Origin of the sequence: Allobosea sp. LC85, from assembly GCF_000735605.1 — a bacterium.
In the GTDB taxonomy this organism is placed as follows: Bacteria; Pseudomonadota; Alphaproteobacteria; order Rhizobiales; family Beijerinckiaceae; genus Allobosea.
Window position 1 is genome coordinate 36,153 of record NZ_JPKG01000027.1, and the last position, 14,184, is coordinate 50,336.

A 14,184-nucleotide genomic window follows, 5' to 3' on the forward strand; every position below is an offset into this window, starting at 1 on the left:
CTCAGTTCCCCATCCGGTCGCGCCACTGTCTCTCACCCGAGAGGCAGGACACACGCGACTCCTTGGACTGCGCCTTCCGGATGGTAGCCTCGGGAGCAGGGGCTTCGGGAGCAGGAGCTTCGGCAATCTCGCGCACCAGCTTGGTGCGGGTCGCATCAACGAACTGGTGACGCTCGCGGATCGGGATCACGAAGGCGCCAACGCCGGTGACCACACAATCCTCGTAATAGACGTCGAGATTGTCGATATCGAAATAGCTCGCCTGCTTCAGCATCACCGGCAGGCCGTTGATGCTGATGCCCTTGTCGCGGGCATCGTCGCGCGCTGCGGTGACGGGCCGCCCGTCATTGTTGGCGCCGTCGCCCGAGATGTCGATCACACGGCGCATCGCGGTGACATTGGCCTGCTCGAGCAGCGCCATTCCGAGATCGATCGCGCCCGAGATCGAGGTCCGCCGACCGCGCCGTGTCTGGGCCTCGCCCAGCTCCTCGGCAAAGGCGATGGCCGATTGCGGCGTGTCGATCACCGTCCAGGGCTTGACGATATGCTGGAAGTTGCCGCCGGCCCATTCGAAATAGGTCACGGCGATCTTGCCGATCGCGCCCTTGGCGATGGCCTCGTGCAACTGCTTCGAGCGAAAGGCCTCGATATAGCCGCTGCGCTGCAGCGCGAGCTCGTCGAGATCCATGGAGTAGGACACATCGACCGCCAGCACGAGGGCGACATCGACCTCGTCGGGTGGGGCTGCCGCCGGCTGCGCATTCGGCGCCGTGACCGTCCAGAAACCGGCCGCCGTGAGACCCAAGAGACCGAACAGCACGCGCCGCATCGCCACCTCCGTCATCAGGGAGCGGCGGGAGTGTGCGCCTCGTTTCGGCTCACGCCAAGGATGATTTATCGGCAGGATCAGCCCGCGCGGCGGGCATCCACGATGGCGATCGCGGCCGCGACCGCCTCCTCGACCGTCAGCGCCGAGGTGTCGAGGATATCCGCATCCTCCGCTGCCTTCAGCGGAGCATCGCTGCGGCCGGAATCGCGGGCATCGCGCCGCCTGATATCGGCCAGGATGCCGTCGAAGGTGGCAAGCTCGCCGCGCCCGGCCAGTTCCTTGTGGCGCCGGGCCGCCCGCACCTCGGGCGTCGCGGTGACGAAGAGCTTGGCTGGAGCCTCGGGGCAGATCACCGTGCCGATATCGCGCCCGTCGAGAACGGCCCCGCCCGGCTGCCCGGCGAAGCGGCGCTGACGGTCGATCAGCCCCTTGCGGACCGCCGGCATCGCCGCAACGACCGATGCAGCCTCGCCGATCTCGCGGCCACGCAGGCTGTCCTCGGCGAAGGCCTTTTCATCGAATGTCGAGACGATCACCGTGGCAGCCTCGGCATCATGGATATCCTTGCCCGCGTCCCGCATCGCGCGGGCCACCATGCGGTAGAGCAGGCCGGTATCGAGATAGGGCAGTCCGTAATGGGCCGCGAGCCGTCGCGCCAGCGTACCCTTGCCCGAGGCGGCAGGACCGTCCACGGCGATGACCAGGCGCTTGCGCATCGCGGCAGGGCTCATGCGATCTCTGCGCCCAATCCGTTCATCAGGCTGATGAAGGTCGGGAAGCTGGTCGCGATCATCGCTCCGTCATCGACCTGCATCGGGTTCTGCGTCGCCAGCCCCATGACGAGGAAGCTCATCGCGATGCGGTGGTCGAGATGGGTTGCGGCCGTGCCGCCCCCCGCGACCTTGCCATTTCCGCCTTCTACCACGAGGTCGTCGCCTTCGATCCGGCACGTCACGCCTGCCGTCTTCAATCCGGCCTCGACGGCGGCGAGCCGGTCCGATTCCTTGACGCGCAACTCCTGAAGTCCGCGCATCCGGGTCGTCCCGGTGGCAAAGGACGCGGCGACCGCGAGGACCGGGTACTCGTCGATCATCGATGGCGCGCGCTCCGGCGGCACCTCGACGCCCTTGAGCGCGCCGGCGCGGACGCGCAGCGTCGCGACCGTCTCGCCGCCTTCATTGGCCTCGCTCTCGACCGTGATGTCGGCGCCCATTTCGCGAAGCGTGGTCAGCAGCCCGCTGCGGAGCGGATTGGTCATCACGCTCTCGATCAGGATATCGGAGCCCGGCACGATCAGCGCCGCGACCAGCGGGAAGGCGGCGGAGGAGGGATCGGCAGGCACCACGATCGGTGCTGCCTGCAAGTCGGGCTGGCCCTTCAGCACGATACGCCGGCCATGGGCGCCTTCAGATGTCACCCGCACCTCGGCGCCGAAATGCGCCAGCATCTTCTCGGTATGGTCGCGCGTCGCTTCGGTCTCGATCACCGTGGTCTCGCCCGGGGCGGCGAGGCCGGCGAGCAGCACGGCTGACTTGATCTGTGCCGAGGCGACCGGTGTGCGATAGGTGATCGGCAGCGCCTCCTTCGGCCCGCGAATCGTCAACGGCACGCGCCCGCCCTCTTCCTGCGACAGGATGGTGGCGCCCATCAGTTCGAGCGGATCGAGGATGCGCCGCATCGGCCGCTTCCGGAGCGAGGCGTCGCCATCGAAGGTGGTCGTGATCGGGTGCGCGCCGCAGACGCCCATCATCAGGCGCGAGCCGGTGCCGGCATTGCCGAAATCCAGCAGACCGGCCGGCTCCCTCAACCCGCCGACGCCGACGCCCTGGACGCGCCAGGCGCCGGGTCCGTCATGATGCACGATCGCGCCCAGCGCGCGGGCCGCGTCGGCTGTCCGCAGCACGTCCTCGCCCTCGAGCAGGCCGGTGACCCTGGTCTCGCCGATGGCAAGCAAGCCGAAGATCATCGCGCGATGCGAGATCGACTTGTCGCCGGGGACCCTGACGCGGCCGGAGAGCGGGCCGGAGGCCCGGGCGGTGACGGGAGTTGGATGCTGCGCGTGGGCCACGTCGATCGTCTCTGGCTGCTTGATCTTGGACGCTGGCTGCCTAGCATGACCACCCGTCGCGCGCCACGCGCGAGACGGGAATGAAATCAACATTTGACAGGGCCGGCCGGCACGACTAACGGACGCGCCTGCTTTTCAGAACATGAATGAATGAAGGTCCGACGCAGTGGCGAAACCGGAACTTGGTACCAAGCGCGTTTGCCCGACCACGGGACGCAAATTTTACGACCTGAACAAGGACCCGATCGTCTCGCCCTATACGGGGCAGGCTTTCCCGCGTTCGATGTTCGAGCCGCAGGCCAAAGCGGCGGCGGTTGTCGCCAAGGAAGCGGATGACGAGGACGAGACCGAGGCCGCTGACGGCGCGGTCGAGCTTGTCTCTCTCGATGAGGCCGATGCCGAGACGAGCGAGAAGGACACGGTCGTCACCAGCGAGGACGACATCGAGGTCGAGGACGACGTCGCTGCCGAGGAAGACGACACCTTCCTGGAAGAGGATGAGGAAGACGACGACAATGTCTCCGACCTGATCGACGGCGACATCGAGGGCGACGAAGACGTCTGAGGACAAAAAATATTTCTGCGATATAGGTGCTTGTGTCTTCGGCCGAGCCCGCCTATAGAGCCCTCCGTCGCGACAGTGACGACGCGGACATCGCCGGGCTTCGAGGTTGAAGCCACTCCTGCGGTGTCCGGGAATTTGCCGGTTGACCCCCAAATCAATCGGCCAGCGTGGGGCCATAGCTCAGTTGGGAGAGCGCTTGAATGGCATTCAAGAGGTCGGCGGTTCGATTCCGCCTGGCTCCACCAAATTTTCCGACTAGGACCACATCATTGAGAGCGCCGGTCGACAGCCGCGGGCCTGGTCGCCGTTGCCACGCCCAGCCCTCAGGCTTGCTGAGAACCGGCGAACAGATCTTTCCATGAGAAACATCGTCGCAGCAGCCCGATCATGCCGGCGTTTTCGACCGGCCAGCGATTCGGTGATGCTGCGTCGGTGAGACCGCTGATTCCCTCAATTTGTCATTGCCCCCGCAGTAGGGCAAAGGGCTTGCCTGCAATGGGGAGAGGCAGGCCATGCGATCGCAGATCAATGCGCGCCTGAAGCTGCGGCAGATCGAGATCGTCATCGCCGTGGCCGAGCAGGGCAGCTTCCTGGCCGCCGCCCACAAGCTCAGCATCACCCAACCTGCCGTGTCGAAGGCTGTGCAGGATGTCGAGCAGATCATCGGCCATCCCATCTTCGACCGGATGGCGCGCGGCGTGATGATCAATCCCTTCGGCCGCGCCGTCGTGGAGCGCGGCCGGGCCATGCTGTCGCTGGTCGAGCGGCTCACCGACGATATCGGGTTGATCGAGCAGGGACAGGCCGGCACCCTGGTCATCGGCGCCCTGCCGACTGCGGCGACGAGCGTGCTGCCGCCGACGCTTGGCCGGCTGCGCGCGTCCAATCCCGAGTTGAACATCAGGCTGGTGCAGGGGCGCACGGCGGAACTGATGCCGCAGCTGGAGAGCGGCAAGCTCGATCTGATCGTCGGGCGGCTCTATGAGCTCGAGACGTCCCACGATGTCCACCGCGAGACGATCTATCACGAGCCGATCTCGGTCCTGGCACGGGCCGGCCATCCCCTGCTCGGGCGCCCCGGCAGCGCGGGGGCGGAGCTCGGGAAGTTCGGCCTCGTGCTGCCTTCCCTGGAGCAGCGCCTCGGCCAGGAGATCGATGCGGTGATCGCCTATTCCGGGTTGGAAATGCTGGCCGCTCCGCTGCGCTCGACCTCGATCTCCTTCATCCGCGAGCTCGTCCTGTCGAACGACTACGTCACCATCCTTCCGCGGCTGATGCTCGCCGGCGATCTCGGCCGCGGCGCTGTCAGAGTCTTGCCCGTTCCAATGGTCTCTGGCAGCCGGCCGGCCGGGATCATCACCTTGCGCCATCGCCGACGGTCGCCGAGCGTCGGGGCTTTGCTGGCGGCGCTGCGCGACCATCTGCGCGAATTGCGGGCGACGGGCCTGCTCGACGAGGATGGCGCCTCGCCGGATGCGCTCACCGGCAGCTGATATTCCCGGCGCTTATAGCTCTTGTGAACCTGCAGACGAAGACGCGACGGTCATCCTGCGGATAGCGTTCCGGCGTCACATCCGCAGGTTCGCCGATCATGCTTCAGCAGACTTCAAGACAGCGCGTATCCGAGCATTGCCTCGACCTTCTCTTCCGCGAGGCGCGCACTTATTACGGCTGGCTGCCGAAGCCGGTGTGCGACGCGCAGCTGCGCGAGCTCTACGAACTCGCGCGAATGCCGCCGACGAGCAGCAACATCAGTCCGCAGCGCATCGTCTTCGTCGTCTCACAGAATGCCAAGGAGCGGCTGCGGCCCGGGCTGAAACCCGGCAATGTCGACAAGACCATGGCTGCACCGGTGACCGCGATCCTCGGCATCGACGGCCGCTTCTTCGATCATCTCGAGCGCCTGGCGCCGCATGCGGTCGACAAGCGCGCCGGTTATCTCGCGGACCCCGACCTTGCCACCCGGGCAGCCTTCCGCAACGCGACCCTGCAGGGCGCTTACCTGCTGATGGCGGCCCGTGCGCTCGGTCTCGATTGCGGCCCGATGTCTGGGGTCCTGCATGATGTCGTGGATGCCGAATTCTTTCCAGGCGGTCAGGTCAGGTCCAATTTCCTGATCAATATCGGTCATGGCGACCCCACGAGCGTCAGAACCCGCGCCGCGCGTTTCGATTTCGACGATATCTGCCAGATTCTCTGACCGCGGAGCGCATCATGCTGCAAACCGTTTCCCCGCGCGCCAACCCACCGCGACTCTGCTTCATCGGCTTCGGCGAGGCCGGACAAGCCTTCGCCGGCGGCCTGCTCGAAGCCGGCATCGTCGAGATCTCCGCCTTCGACATCGCAGGTACGCAGGAGCGCGTCCGCAAGCCGGCAGAGCGCCTGGGCGTCCGGCTCACCAACAGCCTCGACGCTGCACTGGCTGGCGCGGACTTCGTGTTCTCGGCGGTGACCGCGGCCGACAGTCTCGACGCCGCCCGGCAGGTCGCGCCGCGCCTTGTATCCGGCCAGGTCTTCGTCGACGTCAATTCGGTCTCGCCTGGTCGCAAGCGCGAGGCGGCCGCTGCCTTTGCTGCGCCCGGTGCCTATCTCGACCTCGCGATCATGGCGCCGGTTCACCCCAAGCGCCATGCCACCCCCTGCCTGGTCGCCGGTGAGGCAGCCGAACGCTTCATCGAGATCTTCGGGGGCTTCGGCATGGAGCTCGGGCCGGCGGGACCGCAGATCGGCTCGGCAACGATCATCAAGATGGTCCGCAGCGTCATGGTCAAGGGGCTGGAGGCGCTGACCTACGAGTGTTTCATGGCGGCTCGCGTCGCCGGGATCGACCCGCTGATCCTCGACTCTCTCGGGCGCAGCTATCCCGGCCTCGATTGGCCAAAGGTCGTTCCCTACAATGTGAGCCGCATGCTGCAGCATGGCGTCCGGCGGGCCGCCGAAATGCGCGAGGTTGCGCTGACGCTTCGCGAGCTTGGCATCGACCCAGCCGTCACCGAGGGCGTCGTCCTGCAGCAGGAACGACTCGGGCGCTTGCCATTGCAGGCCGAGCCCGAAGACGGCCTCGCGATGCTCGATGCCGTGCGCAGCGCACTGAACCGGCAGGCGTCTGAGCCGTCATAGTCGCAAAAGTTATAACTGAAGCCCGAAACTCCGCGAAGACCGCTCCGGGCGAAGCCGATACCCAGTAGGCAAGCAAGAAAATGTGCCGGCCAAGAAAATGCGCCGGCACAGCAACCCGGCGCGACCGGCCTCGCCGGAAGGGGAGACAGACCATGGACCAGGACATTCGCGATCCGATCGTGCCAGCCGCGGCAAGCGCATTGCCCGATGTCTTGCCGCGCAACCGGAACCTCTACATCAACGGCAGCTGGCGCGAGGCGGCCGAGACCGCCGGGCTCGAACTGACCGGCCCGGCGACGGGCGAGTCGCTTGGCTTCGTGGCGCAGGCCGGAAGCGGCGATGTCGATGCCGCGGTCCAGGCTGCTGGTGCGGCCTATCGCAGCTGGCGCAACGTCGCCCCGGCCGAGCGCGCCAAGATCCTCCGGCGTATTGCCCAGATCGTCCGCGACAATGCGCGGGAACTCGCGCTCATCGACGCCGTGGACGGAGGCAATCCGGTCCACGAGATGCTCGGCGACGTTGCCAATGCGGCCTCTCAGCTCGATTTCTTCGCTGGCCTCGTCACCGAGATGAAGGGCCAATCGGTGCCGCTCGGCCGCGACTCGGTCAATTTCTCGGTGCGCGAACCGCGCGGCGTCATCGGCCGCATCATTCCGTTCAACCATCCGTTCATGTTCTGCGCCGCCAAGTCGGCCGCGCCGCTCGCGGCTGGCAACACCGTCATCGTCAAGCCGCCGGACCAGGCGCCGCTGAGCTCGCTACGCTTCGCCGAACTGATCGACGGGCTGCTGCCTCCCGGCGTCTTCAACGTACTCCCAGGCGGCCGCGAGGCCGGAGCGGCACTTGCCGCCCATCCCGGTGTCGCGATGATCTCGCTCATCGGCAGCGTCCAGGCCGGACGCGCCGTGATGAGGGCCGGCGCCGATACCATCAAGCCGGTCCTGCTTGAGCTCGGCGGCAAGAATGCGCTGATCGCGCTTGCCGATGCCGATCCCGACGAGGTGGCGGCTGCCGTGGTCGCCGGCATGAACTTCATCTGGTGCGGCCAGTCCTGCGGCTCGACCAGCCGGGCCTTTATCCACGAGGCGATCCATGACGCGGTCGTCTCGCGCATCGCCGAGCGCGTGAAGCAATTCCGCCCCGGCGATCCGACCGATCCAGCAACCACCATGGGCGCGATCATCAGCCGCGCACAGCTCGACAAGGTGATGGGCTTCATCGCCGACACCAAGGCGGAGGGTGCGAACCTGCTCTGCGGCGGCCGCCGCCCGCTCGATCCGGCGCTCGCAAAGGGCAATTTCGTCGAGCCCACCGTGTTTACCGAGGTGACGCCCGCGATGCGGCTGGCGCGCGAGGAGGTCTTCGGGCCGGTTCTCGCGGTCTTCCGCTGGTCGGACGAGGCGAGCATGCTCGAGACCGTCAACAGCGTCGAATACGGGCTGACCTGCTCGATCTGGACGAATGACGTCCGCAACGCGCACCGTCTCGCCGGCGAGGTCGAGGCCGGCTTCGTCTGGATCAACGAGGTTTCGCGGCATTTCCTCGGCACACCATTCGGCGGCTACAAGCAATCGGGCCTTGGCCGCGAGGAATGCCTCGAAGAACTGCTCAGCTACACCCAAGAAAAGCACATCCACGTCAACCTGAAGCGGCCGGCAAGAAGCTGACAGGAGCGACCGGAAATCCCCGCGTGGCTGATCGCGGGACATAAAATACATAACGGAGGGAGAAACATGCGTAGTCTCAATGACGCCGTCGCCCGCCTTGTCGGAGCCGGCATCGCACTCTCGGCTTCTGCCGGCCTCGCCTCGGCGCAGGCGCCGGCCTACCCGCCAGACCGCATCAACATGACGGTCGCTTTCGCCGCCGGCGGCTTCGTCGATACCTTTGCACGCATCGTCGGCCAGAAGCTCAACGAGAAATGGGGCAAGGCGGTCACGGTCGAGAACAAGGCCGGCGCCGGCGGCAATACGGCCGCTGCGATTGTCGCGCATGCGAAGCCGGACGGACTGACGCTGCTCGTCACCTCGACGGCGGTCGCCATCAATGAGACGCTCTACAAGAAGCGCGACTACGCGCTCGATCAGCTCGTCCCGGTGGCGATTGCGGTTTCGTCGCCGGAGACGATCGCGACGCATCCCTCGAAGCCCGGCAATCTGAAGGACTATCTCGCCTGGGCCAAGAAGGACGAAATCACCTTCGCCAGTGCCGGCGTCGGCTCCGGCTCGCATCTGGCGACCGAGTATTTCCTGAAACGCCTCGCCATGCAGCCGGCCTCGCACATTCCCTTCCGCGGCGGCGCCCTTTCGGTGCAGGCGGCACTGGGCAACCAGGTCGATATGGTCGCTTCGTCCTTCGGCATCATCCCGCAGGTCGCTGAGGGCAAGCTCAAGGGCCTGGCCGTTGCGAGCGAGACGCGTGTCGCGGCGATGCCCGATGTGCCGACCTATACCGAGTCCGGCTTCCCCTTCGTCGCCGAATCCTGGGTCGCCGTGCTCGCCCCGGCCAAGACGCCGCCGGCGATCATCGAGCAGCTCAACGCCGCCATCAACGAGATCGTCAGCGAGCCGCAGACCCGGGAGAAGCTCCTCGGCATGGGCTACCAGCTGCATGTCCGCTCGGCTCCCCAGGTTGCGACCTATCTGAAGGCTGAGGTCGTCAAATGGGGCGAGATGGTGCGCACCGTCGGCGTGACCGTCGAATGACGCCGAGCCGGCTGCAACACACCACCTCCCAAGCCAGGGCGAAGCTGCCATGAGCCAGTCCGAGCCTGTTGCTCCGTGGAAACGCGCCGTGCGTTCTCCGCAGAATCTGGTCTCCGGCCTGGTCCTCATCGCAGCGGCAATCGTCGTCGTGCTCATGCTCGGCAATCTCGCGCAGGGCACGCTGCGCGTCATTGGCCCGGCGATGGTGCCGCGCTGGACGGCGATCGCGATCGGCATCGGCGGCGCTGTCCTCGTCGTGCTGAGCTTCATCGAGGATGGCGACGCGCTCGAACGCTGGCATCTGCGTGGGCCGGCTTTCGTGCTTGCCGGAATCGTGCTCTTCGCTGCGACCATCCGTGAGCCCGGCTTCATCGTCGCGGCGCCGCTTGCCATGCTCGTCGCCGGCTTTGGCTCGCGTGAGGTCAGGCCGCGTGAGCTCATTGTCTTTGCTCTGGCGATGACGGTCGCCTGCGCTCTCCTGTTCCGCTTCGCGCTCAACCAGCCGATCCCGATGCTGGTGCTGCCGTCGTTCTCGATCAACGTCTGAGGCGCGCATGGAACTCCTGCAGAATCTCGGCCACGGCTTCGGCATCGCGCTGTCGCCGACCAATATCCTGCTCTGCTTTGCCGGCTGCATGCTGGGGACGCTGATCGGCGTCCTGCCTGGCATCGGTCCGATCGCGACCATCGCGATCCTGCTGCCGCTGACCTTCGGGCTCGATCCAACCGCCGCGCTGATCATGCTGGCAGGGATCTATTACGGAGCTCAATATGGCGGCTCCACCGCCTCGATCCTGCTCAATATCCCCGGCGAGTCGAGCGCCGTCGTCACCGCCATCGACGGCCATGAGATGGCGCGCCAGGGCCGCGCCGGCATCGCGCTCGGGATCTCGGCAATCGGCTCCTTCGTCGCCGGCACGATCGCGACCTTGGTGATTGCCGCTCTCGCCGCGCCGCTTGCCGGCATCGCGCTGATCTTCGGGCCGGCGGAGTATTTCGCGCTCATGCTGATGGGGCTCGCCTTCGCAGTCCTGTTGGCGCGCGGCTCGGTGCTCAAGGCCGTGGTGATGATCCTGGTCGGCGTGCTGCTCTCGACGGTCGGGCCAGACCTGACAACGGGCCAGCTCCGCCTGACCTTCGGGGCGACTTGGCTCGCCGACGGCATCGAGATCGCGCTGCTCGGCATGGGCCTGTTCGGCATCGCCGAGGTCTTCCGCAGCCTCGAGCATGGCGAGGCGAGGCAGGTGCGCGAGACCCATATCGGCCGGCTGCTGCCCGGGCCGGAGGAATTGCGGGCCTCGGCCAGGCCGATCCTGCGCGGAACCCTGCTCGGCTCGATCCTCGGCATCCTGCCGGGCAATGGCGCCGTCCTCGCGCCTTACGCCTCCTACACGCTCGAAAAGAAGCTGGCCCGCGACCCCCGCCGCTTCGGCCGCGGCGCCATCGAGGGCGTCGCCGGGCCGGAATCGGCCAATAATGCCGGGGCGCAGACCTCCTTCATTCCGCTGCTGACGCTCGGCATCCCGCCCAATGCCGTAATGGCCCTGATGGTCGGCGCGATGACGATCCACGGCATCGTGCCCGGCCCGCAGATCATGACCAAGATGCCCGACCTGTTCTGGGGGCTGATCGCCTCGATGTGGATCGGCAACCTGATGCTGCTGGTCATCAACCTGCCGGCGGTCGGGCTCTGGGTGAAGCTGCTGAAAGTGCCCTATCGCCTGATGTTCGTCGGCATCGTCATCTTCTGCTGCATCGGCGTCTACTCCATCAACAACGAGCCGGCTGACATCCTGATCATGGGAGCGCTGGCGGTGTTCGGCTACGGCCTCACCAAGTTCGGCTTCGAGCCGGCGCCGCTGACGCTCGGCTTCGTGCTCGGCCGCATGATGGAAGAAAACCTCCGCCAGGCGCTGATGATCTCGCGCGGCAACCCCATGACCTTCGTCGAGCGGCCGATCGCCGCCGTCCTCATCCTGATCGCGTTCGCGATGCTCACCGTCGCCGTCCTGCCGGCGATCCGTAAGGGCCGCGACGAGGTCTTCAGCGAGTAAGTGCGACAGCCAGATGGACATGACCATGCAGACCGAGGCGGGCGCGGCGGCGCCGATGACCGAAAAATGGGGCAGCGACGTCGTGGCCGAGACGATCAGGGCGCTGGGCTACAGATATGTCGCACTGGTTCCCGGAGCGAGCTTCCGGGGCCTGCACGACAGCCTGGTGAACCACCTCGGCAACCATGATCCGGCGATGATCGTCTGCCTGCACGAGGAACACGCGGTCGCGATCGCCGACGGATTCTCGCGGGTGGCGCAGGAGCCGATGGCCGTCATCCTGCATTCCAATGTCGGGCTGATGCATGCGACCATGACGATCTTCAACGCCTGGTGCGATCGCCGGCCGATGCTGATCCTCGGCGCCACCGGGCCCGTCGACGCGCATCGCCGCCGGCCCTGGATCGACTGGATCCACACCGCCCGCGACCAGGGCGCGCTGGTGCGCCATTACACCAAATGGGACGACCAGCCCGCCTCGGCCGAGGCCGCGGTCGAATCCGTTCTGCGCGCCGACCAGATCGCGCGGACCGCTCCGACCGGCCCTGTCTATGTCTGTCTCGATGCCGAAATGCAGGAAAGCAGACTTGACCGCGCGGTGAAGGTTCCAGATGTCCGCCGCTTTGCGCCGCCGCGGCCGGCAGCGGCTCCCACCGAGGACATCGCCCGGACGCTGGAAATCCTGCGCAACGCACGCGCCCCCCTGCTCCTGATCGGCCGGGTCTCGCGCAATGCCGGCGATTGGCAACGCCGCATCGCCTTGGCCGAGCGGCTTGGTGCGACGGTTCTGACGACCACGCATAATGCGCCGGGCTTCCCGACCGAGCATAGGCTCCATGCGCTGGCCCCTGTCGGCGAGCGCCCGAACGAGGCCGAGCAGCAATTGCTGCGCGAGGCCGACGCCATCATCAGCCTCGATTGGCACGATCTTGCCGGCTTCTTCAGCGCCCGCTGTGGCGCCTCGCAGACGCAGGAGCCGCTGGCGACCGCAATCGTCCATTGCTCGCTCGACGGCCATGTCGCCAATGGCTGGAGCATGGACCATCAGGCACTGCCGGCCTGCGATGTCAGGATCGCAGCCGATCCGGACCGCTTCGTCAGTCAGTTGCTGGAGGCCATCGGCACCGAGTGGCAACCGGTCCCGTCCCTGATTTCCGAAGGCAGCCACTGGACCCAGACAGCGCTCGAGGGGCCGGACCGCACGGCGCCGTTCAACGCCGAACAGATGGCCTTCACGATCTCGACCTTCGCGCGCGATCGGGAGGTGACTTTTGCGCGGCTCTCCTTCGGCTGGCCGCGCAGCGCCTGCCGCTTCCGCACACCGCTGGATTTCCTCGGCAAGGATGGCGGCGGGGCGGTCGGCACGGGGCCTGGCCACACGATCGGAGCCGCGATCGCGCTGAAGGACAGCGGCCGGATGACGATCGGCGTCATCGGCGACGGCGATTACCTGATGGGCGTTAACGCGCTCTGGACAGCCGCGCATCAGCGCGTGCCGATGCTGCTCGTCGTCGCCAATAACCGATCCTATTTCAACGACGAGGTTCATCAGGAGCGCATGGCGCGTCAGCGCGGCCGGCCGGTCGAGAACAAGTGGATCGGCCAGCGGCTGGACGATCCGGCGCCCGATATCATCGGGCTGGCGCGCGCGCAGGGCTTCGAAGGGGCGGTGTCGGTACGGAATGTCGACGAGTTGCTTGCCGAGCTGGAGCGGGGCGCGGCCGTCGTCGCGGCCGGCGGCCGCTACATCATCGATGCACTGATCATCCCCGGTTATTCCGACCGATGAGCCGCGCCCTGGGAGAGGACACGCGGCTCACGGTCGGCTGCGGCGCCTATGACCGGACCTGGCCGCTGATCGCGGGCATGTTCCGGCCACAGGGCTATACGTTGGACTGGTCGGTCCTGCCGCCGGAAGAGGTCTTCCTGCGCGGCATGCTCGGAGGCGAGTTCGCCATCACCGAGATGTCGCTCTCGACCTATCTCCTGCTGCGCGCGCGCGGCACCTGTCGCTATCTTGGTCTGCCGCTGTTCGTTTCGCGCAAATTTCGCCACAGCGCGCTCTATGTCCGCAGCGACGCCGGGATCGAGCGGCCAGAGGATTTCGTCGGCCGGCGCGTCGGCGTCCCGGAATATCAGCTCACGGCCAATGTCTGGGTGCGCGGCCTCCTGGCTGACGAATATGGCGTGCGGCCGGAAGCGATCCACTGGATCATCGGCGGCATCGATGCGCCCGGCCGCGAGGAGAAGGTGCCGGTCACGCTGCCCCCCCGGTTCGAGACGACGCGGCTGCCGGCCGGTGAGACGCTCTGGCAGTGGCTGCTCGAGGGCAAGCTCGACGCCATCATCGCGCCGCGCGCGCCGCAGGCCTTCGCCGAGGGGCATCCGGCGATCCGGCGGTTGTTTCCGGATGTCCCGGCGGCGGAGAGGGCTTACTTCCGCAAGACTGGTCTGTTTCCACTGATGCATCTGATCGGCATCCGCGCCGACATTGCCGATCGCCATCCGGATCTCGCCTTGTCGCTGACGGGCGCTTTCGAGCAGGCCAAGGCCTTCGCCGCCAGCGAGCTGCACCAGTTTGCCTATGACACGGCGATGCTGCCTTGGCAGGAGGCGGCGCTGCGCCAGACCGAAGAGGTCATGGGCAAGGACTACTGGCCTTACGGGATCGAGCCCAATCGCACGGCGATCGAGGCCATGGCCCGCTATTCATGGGAACAGGGGCTCACCGACAGGCCTCTCTCAATCCCGGACATCTTTCCATACCACCCATGACGGTCCCTTTCGCGGCGCTAAAGCATCGGCCCGAAAAGTGGATTGCGGTTTTCGGGAAAGCCGATGCA

Annotated in this window: 13 protein-coding genes and 1 tRNA gene; 11 read left to right on the forward strand and 3 right to left on the reverse strand. The window is 66.6% G+C overall.

Features of this window, described 5'->3' with window-relative positions; genetic code table 11:
* Position 1 precedes the first annotated feature (1 nt).
* From FG93_RS12370 to aroA, 3 genes are all read right to left on the reverse strand, one after another.
* Positions 2 to 829 (reverse strand): DUF1194 domain-containing protein, encoded by an 828-nt coding sequence (locus FG93_RS12370; RefSeq protein ID WP_043235067.1) that lies wholly within the window; start codon positions 827 to 829, stop codon positions 2 to 4.
* Between the two features lie 77 nt (positions 830 to 906).
* Positions 907 to 1,533, reverse strand: coding sequence for a (d)CMP kinase (gene cmk / locus FG93_RS12375; protein WP_043235069.1), 627 nt, complete (start codon positions 1,531 to 1,533; stop codon positions 907 to 909).
* A 23-nt stretch (positions 1,534 to 1,556) separates the two neighbouring features.
* Complete coding sequence (aroA, locus tag FG93_RS12380) at positions 1,557 to 2,897, reverse strand: 3-phosphoshikimate 1-carboxyvinyltransferase (RefSeq protein ID WP_043234835.1); 1,341 nt, start codon at positions 2,895 to 2,897, stop codon at positions 1,557 to 1,559.
* Positions 2,898 to 3,063: 166 nt separating this feature from the next.
* Here aroA and FG93_RS12385 point away from each other — a divergent pair, with 166 nt between their 5' ends.
* From FG93_RS12385 to FG93_RS12435, 11 genes are all read left to right on the forward strand, one after another.
* Positions 3,064 to 3,462 (forward strand): TIGR02300 family protein, encoded by a 399-nt coding sequence (locus tag FG93_RS12385; RefSeq protein WP_043234837.1) that lies wholly within the window; start codon positions 3,064 to 3,066, stop codon positions 3,460 to 3,462.
* A 169-nt stretch (positions 3,463 to 3,631) separates the two neighbouring features.
* Positions 3,632 to 3,707, forward strand: a tRNA-Ala gene (locus tag FG93_RS12390).
* Between the two features lie 267 nt (positions 3,708 to 3,974).
* Positions 3,975 to 4,955 carry a LysR substrate-binding domain-containing protein gene (locus FG93_RS12395; RefSeq protein ID WP_052513686.1) on the forward strand — a complete coding sequence of 327 codons (981 nt, stop codon included), beginning with the start codon at positions 3,975 to 3,977 and terminating at the stop codon, positions 4,953 to 4,955.
* Between the two features lie 98 nt (positions 4,956 to 5,053).
* Entirely contained in the window at positions 5,054 to 5,662 is a 609-nt protein-coding gene (locus tag FG93_RS12400; protein ID WP_043234838.1) for a malonic semialdehyde reductase, read from the forward strand.
* Positions 5,663 to 5,676: 14 nt separating this feature from the next.
* Complete coding sequence (locus tag FG93_RS12405; RefSeq protein WP_052513687.1) at positions 5,677 to 6,582, forward strand: NAD(P)-dependent oxidoreductase; 906 nt, start codon at positions 5,677 to 5,679, stop codon at positions 6,580 to 6,582.
* A 152-nt stretch (positions 6,583 to 6,734) separates the two neighbouring features.
* Complete coding sequence (locus FG93_RS12410; RefSeq protein WP_043235073.1) at positions 6,735 to 8,249, forward strand: aldehyde dehydrogenase family protein; 1,515 nt, start codon at positions 6,735 to 6,737, stop codon at positions 8,247 to 8,249.
* A 66-nt stretch (positions 8,250 to 8,315) separates the two neighbouring features.
* The gene (locus tag FG93_RS12415; protein WP_043234839.1) at positions 8,316 to 9,287 is read left to right on the forward strand and encodes a tripartite tricarboxylate transporter substrate binding protein; all 972 of its coding nucleotides are present in this window, start codon (positions 8,316 to 8,318) and stop codon (positions 9,285 to 9,287) included.
* Between the two features lie 88 nt (positions 9,288 to 9,375).
* On the forward strand, positions 9,376 to 9,834 hold the full coding sequence (locus tag FG93_RS12420; protein ID WP_244448594.1) for a tripartite tricarboxylate transporter TctB family protein: 459 nt from the start codon (positions 9,376 to 9,378) through the stop codon (positions 9,832 to 9,834).
* 7 nt (positions 9,835 to 9,841) lie between these two features.
* Positions 9,842 to 11,341: a tripartite tricarboxylate transporter permease gene (locus FG93_RS12425; protein WP_043234842.1), complete on the forward strand. Its 1,500-nt coding sequence runs from the start codon at positions 9,842 to 9,844 to the stop codon at positions 11,339 to 11,341.
* 19 nt (positions 11,342 to 11,360) lie between these two features.
* A complete protein-coding gene (locus FG93_RS12430) occupies positions 11,361 to 13,130 on the forward strand; it encodes a thiamine pyrophosphate-binding protein (RefSeq protein WP_244448595.1) in 1,770 nt (589 codons plus the stop codon).
* On the forward strand, positions 13,127 to 14,116 hold the full coding sequence (locus FG93_RS12435) for an ABC transporter substrate-binding protein (RefSeq protein WP_043234844.1): 990 nt from the start codon (positions 13,127 to 13,129) through the stop codon (positions 14,114 to 14,116). The genes FG93_RS12430 and FG93_RS12435 overlap by 4 nt, the downstream gene beginning before the upstream one ends.
* Positions 14,117 to 14,184: the final 68 nt, after the last annotated feature.

Coding starts and splice junctions, on each gene's coding strand:
- FG93_RS12425 (WP_043234842.1), top strand. CDS start 9,842: ATGGAACTCCTGCAGAATCTCGGCCACGGCTTCGGCATCGCGCTGTCG.
- FG93_RS12410 (WP_043235073.1), top strand. CDS start 6,735: ATGGACCAGGACATTCGCGATCCGATCGTGCCAGCCGCGGCAAGCGCA.
- FG93_RS12370 (WP_043235067.1), bottom strand. CDS start 829: ATGCGGCGCGTGCTGTTCGGTCTCTTGGGTCTCACGGCGGCCGGTTTC.
- FG93_RS12400 (WP_043234838.1), top strand. CDS start 5,054: ATGCTTCAGCAGACTTCAAGACAGCGCGTATCCGAGCATTGCCTCGAC.
- FG93_RS12430 (WP_244448595.1), top strand. CDS start 11,361: ATGACCATGCAGACCGAGGCGGGCGCGGCGGCGCCGATGACCGAAAAA.
- FG93_RS12435 (WP_043234844.1), top strand. CDS start 13,127: ATGAGCCGCGCCCTGGGAGAGGACACGCGGCTCACGGTCGGCTGCGGC.
- FG93_RS12405 (WP_052513687.1), top strand. CDS start 5,677: ATGCTGCAAACCGTTTCCCCGCGCGCCAACCCACCGCGACTCTGCTTC.
- FG93_RS12415 (WP_043234839.1), top strand. CDS start 8,316: ATGCGTAGTCTCAATGACGCCGTCGCCCGCCTTGTCGGAGCCGGCATC.
- FG93_RS12395 (WP_052513686.1), top strand. CDS start 3,975: ATGCGATCGCAGATCAATGCGCGCCTGAAGCTGCGGCAGATCGAGATC.